At 67.7% G+C, this 3944-nt stretch carries 3 protein-coding genes and 1 pseudogene; all 4 read right to left on the minus strand.

The features are described from left to right. The coding region (locus EQG76_RS19865) for a sensor histidine kinase (protein ID WP_159716087.1) at positions 1 to 1477 on the minus strand (1477 nt) is incomplete at its 3' end. Positions 1478 to 1610: 133 nt separating this feature from the next. Then, positions 1611 to 2720, minus strand: coding sequence for an autoinducer 2 ABC transporter substrate-binding protein (locus EQG76_RS19870; protein WP_159716088.1), 1110 nt, complete (start codon positions 2718 to 2720; stop codon positions 1611 to 1613). A 39-nt stretch (positions 2721 to 2759) separates the two neighbouring features. Further along, complete coding sequence (locus EQG76_RS19875) at positions 2760 to 3743, minus strand: ABC transporter permease (protein WP_159716089.1); 984 nt, start codon at positions 3741 to 3743, stop codon at positions 2760 to 2762. A gap of 15 nt (positions 3744 to 3758) precedes the next feature. After that, a pseudogene (locus EQG76_RS19880) lies at positions 3759 to 3944 on the minus strand (ABC transporter permease); the annotation flags it as partial.

The raw sequence follows: 3944 nt of genomic DNA on the forward strand, positions 1-3944 counted from the left end.
GGCTGCCGATCACCTGCCAGTCGACCCGGACCCGGCCTTCCGGGACCGACAGGGCCCCGTACTTGCTGGCATTGGTCGCGAGCTCGTGCAGCGCCATGCCGACCGTCAGGGTCAGGCGCGCCGGCAGGCGCACGGTGGGGCCCTCGATGGCAAAGCGCCCGTCGCCCCGCCGCTCGTAGCCGAACGGCTCCAGGGCCTGGGCCACGATCAGGTCCACCCGCGTGCCCTGCCACTGCCCGCGCATCAGTAGTTCGTGGGAACGGGCCAGGCTCATCAGCCGCGCCTCGATCCGCTCCTGCACGCTCCGCTCCACCTTGGCGTTGCGCAGGGCCTGCATGACGATCGCCTGCACGATCATCAGCGAGTTCTTGATGCGGTGCCCCAGTTCGTCGGACAGGGTGCGCAGGTGGGCCTGGTGCTCCGCTTCCCGGCGGCGCTGGGCGGCGAAGGCCTGACCCATCCGGTGCAGCGCGCGCCCGATCTCGCTGAACTCGTCCTGCCCGACGGGCGGCTCAGGCGGCTCGGGCGGATCGGCGCTCCAGCCTTCCGCCGCACGCAGGAGGCGGTCGACCGGGCGGCGGATGAACAGGCGGGCACCGATCACCACGCAAAGCGTCATCACGACCAGGCCGGCTGACATGATGGCCAGCGTCGCAATGGTCGCCTGGTCGACATCGCGGAACAGCGTCTCCGTCGCGATGCCGGTACTCACGTAGAGGCCCTCCGGCGGCAGCGCCACCGGGACATAGGAGATCAGGCGCATCGTGCCATCCTGGCTCTGCACTTCGGCCGTGCCCGGCAGTGTGCCTTGGACCCAGTCCTGGTACGCTTCGGGAATGCGCGTGCCGACGAACCGCTCCGGCAGCGGCGTGCGCGCCAGGATCACTCCCTCCCGGTCGGCGATGGTGACGGCACTGCCGCGGGCCAGTGGCCAGTTGCGCAGCTCGTTGTTGAGGTGGAACAGGTTCAGGCTCGCGACGACGAGGCCGAGCTGCCTGCCGGCATCGTCACGCAGCGGCAGGGCGAATGGCAGGATCGCCGTGGCGGGTCCGGCCTCGGTGTAGGCGCCTACCACGAAGTCGTTCGCCCGCAGCGCCTCCTGGCGCAGCGCCAGGCTGTTCAGGCCGACGGCAGGGCTGCCGGTGCCCAGGCAGTGCCGCTGCCCTTTCAGGTCGAAGACGGCGAGCGCATCGACATCCAGCACCCGGTCGTCCAGCAGCTCGTCCAGGTAGGCGGTGCAGGTGGCCTGGTCGAGCGAGCGGACCGAGGGTGCCGCGGCGACCGCGATAAGCAGCGCCTTCATGCCCTCGACCATGCGGCTGATCTCGGCCGCGGCCTGCTGGGTCTGGCGGGTGACCGTCTGGCGCGCCTCGGTCTCGCGGGCAGTGTGCAACTGCAGATGCAGGACGAGCACCACCGCCGCCATCGGCAGGAAAGACAGCAGCCCCAGCAGGAACAGCCGCAACCTGAGGGTCATCAAGTCGCTCCGGCGCGGCAGGGTGGCGGATCGCCCCGGACGGGCAGGACTCCCTGGGCGCGAACGGCATGGGAAGGACCAAGCATCTCTCCCATGCCGTGCCCGTCATCGTTCTCGCGCAGAAACCGGAAGATCAGAAGTCGAAATCGTCCACGTTGCCCTTGTCGAACACGAAGGGCGGCCCGAGCAGGATCTCGGAGCCGTTGATCACCTGGAGCTTGCCGAGCTTGCCGGCCTCCAGCTCGGTCGAGCCGGGCTTGAGCTTGCCGTCGGCGGCCGCGCGGGCGGCATAGACTGCGGCATAGCCGAGATCGACCGGGTTCCACAGCACCACGGACTTCACGCAGTCGGCCTTGACGTAGGGCCGCATCGCGTTGGGCGTGGCCAGGCCCACCACCGCGATCTTGCCGCACATGCCGGCCTGGGTCACCGCCTCGGCCGCCGCCGGGGTGGCGACGCTGGTCATGCCGAAGATGCCGTCCAGGTCCTCGCCATACTTGTTGATCAGGGTGGAGGCCTGGTTGAAGGACAGGATGTTGTCTTCCTGGGCCTCGACCGTCTCCAGCCATTCCATGTTCGGATAGCACTGCGCGGCATAGGCCGACATCTCGGCGATCCAGCGGGCCTGGTTCGGCGTGGTGAAGGTGCTGGTGACGATCGCGAACGAGCCGTCCTCGCCGATCTCCTTGGCGATATTGTCGATCATCGACTTGGCGATGCCATTGAACTCGGCCTGGTTGACGAACCACTCGCGCGAATCGGGCGTCGAGTTGCTGTCGTAGCCGATCACGTGGATGCCGGCTTCCAAGGCCTTCTTCAGCACCGGCGCGATCGCCACCGTGTCGTTGGCGGCGAACAGGATGCCGTCCACGCCACGGGTGATGTAGTTGTCGATGAAGGTGATCTGCTCGTCGATATTGGCCTTGGTCGGACCGTCGGTCGTGACCTCGACGTTGCCCAGCTCCTTGGCGGCGTCCTGCATGCCCTTGGAGGTGGCATTGAAGTAGCCGATGCCGATCAGCTTGGGGATGTCGACCAGGGTCAGCTTCTGGCCGGCCCGGTCGGGCGCGTTGGTCGGCTGGGCACCATCATATTCCTTGGCGGCGACCGCACCGGGCGTGCCGTCGCAGGCGAGCGGCGAGGTCGGCAGGTCGTCGCCGCCGTCCCAGGCGCTCTGCGCCATCGCACTGGTCGAGCCGAGCAGGACGCCCAGGCCCAACAGAGTGAACAAGGTCTTCTTCATCGCGTGTCTTTCTACCTCCCTGAAATCGACGAGACGAAATCAATGCTCGGCGCCGCGCTGCCTGCGCAGGAGGTCGCTCAGCAGGATCGACAGGATCAGGATGACGCCGATCACCACGATCGTGCCATCGCCCTTCACCCCCGACAGCGCCAGGCCGTTCTTGAGCAGCTGGATCAGCACCACGCCGAGCGCGGTGCCGAGGATCGTGCCGGTGCCGCCGAAGATGCTGGTCCCACCCAGGACCACTGCGGTGATCACGTCCAGCTCCAGGCCGGTGCCCATGTCGGAGCGCGTGGTGCTGACCCGGGACACGAACACCCAAGCGGCGAGCCCGGCCATCAGGCCGGACATGGTGTAGATCGCGATCTTGATGCGATCGACCGGGATACCGGAGAAGCGCGCTGCCACCTCGTTGTTGCCGATCGCATAGAGCGAGCGGCCGAACGTGGTGTAGGTCAGCACGATGGCGCTGATCACGAAGAAGAACAGCAGCAGCCAGAGCTGAGTCGGCACGCCCCAGAGCTCGCCCTGACCCAGGCCAAAGAACCAGTCCGGATAGCCCCGCACCGAGCGGGCTTGGCTGATCCCTTCGGCGAGACCCCGGTACAGCGCCAGGGTCGCGAGCGTCATGATCAGCGGTGGCACCCCGACGCGGGTGATGAACCAGCCGTTCACGAAGCCCGCGAGCGCCCCCACCACCAGCGCCAGTGCGATCGCCGCCCCCAGCGGCAGGCCCAGCTTCTGCCAGAACACGCCGAGCAGGATCGCGCACAGGCCCATGATCGAGCCCACCGACAGGTCGATGCCGCCAGTGATGATGATGAAGGTCATCGGCAGGGCCATCAGCCCCACCTCGACCAGCAGGCGGCCCTGGTTCAGGAGGTTGCCGGTCGTCAGGAACTGCTCGGAGCGGAACGCCAGGATGGCGACCGCTGCGATCAGCACGAACAGCAGGATCACCTCATGCCGCTTGAGGCCGGCATAGCGGTCCTGGTTGCCGGTGGCCGCGACTGCGGAGGCCATGCGCGTCACCTCACTTCAGCGATGCCGCGCGCGCTTCCTGCGGCGCGCGAGGTCGGCCAGCACGGTCAGCAGGATCAGGAGACCCTGCACGGCGCGCAGCCAGTAGGGGGAGACGTTGATAAACACCAGGGACGAGCCGATCGCCGCGATCAGGATCGCCGCCAGGGTCGAGCCGATCACCGTGCCCGTACCGCCCAGGAT

Source organism: Geminicoccus flavidas (assembly GCF_009806515.1).
In the GTDB taxonomy this organism is placed as follows: Bacteria; Pseudomonadota; Alphaproteobacteria; order Geminicoccales; family Geminicoccaceae; genus Geminicoccus; species Geminicoccus flavidus.